This window comes from Streptomyces katrae, from assembly GCF_000966975.1.
GTDB classification, from domain to species: Bacteria; Actinomycetota; Actinomycetes; order Streptomycetales; family Streptomycetaceae; genus Streptomyces; species Streptomyces katrae.
Map to the genome: position 1 here is coordinate 1 of NZ_JZWV01001214.1, position 495 is coordinate 495.

A 495-nucleotide genomic window follows, 5' to 3' on the forward strand; every position below is an offset into this window, starting at 1 on the left:
GGCCAGGGCCAGGTCGCCCCGGGCCAGGGCGAGGTGGGCGAGCTCGACGGCGATCAGGGCGCGCGGGACGGTGGCGTGGTCGCGGAGCGCCCGGTCGTAGGCGGTGTGCAGCCAGGGGCCGATGGTGGCGAGGGAGTCGGCGGCGACCAGGACGTCGGTCAGCAGGGGCAGGGCGGTGTGGACGTGGTCCGGGGTGGCCGGTTCGTGCTGGAGCAGCCGTTCGGCGAGGGGCACGGCCTCGGCGGCGGTGACCTGCTGGGCCAGGACGGCGCCGTGCAGCAGGACGGTGACCCGTTCGCGGTCGGCGGCGCCGTCCAGGCGGGGGACGGGGCCCAGGGCCCGCAACCGGGCGGCGGAGCCGTCCAGTTCGGCCGGGCCCGCCACGGCGGGGTGCCGCAGCCGCGCCTCCAGCCGCAGGGCGCTGCGGCGGGCGGTGCCGGTGAGGGCGGCCGGGTCCCCCAGCCCGGTTGCCATGGCGGCGACGGTGTCGAGGGT

General features: G+C 79.4%; 1 pseudogene. It reads right to left on the bottom strand.

Annotated features, from left to right (window positions below):
* Window positions 1-474, bottom strand: a pseudogene (locus VR44_RS35115) (LuxR family transcriptional regulator); the annotation flags it as partial.
* Window positions 475-495 lie beyond the last annotated feature (21 nt).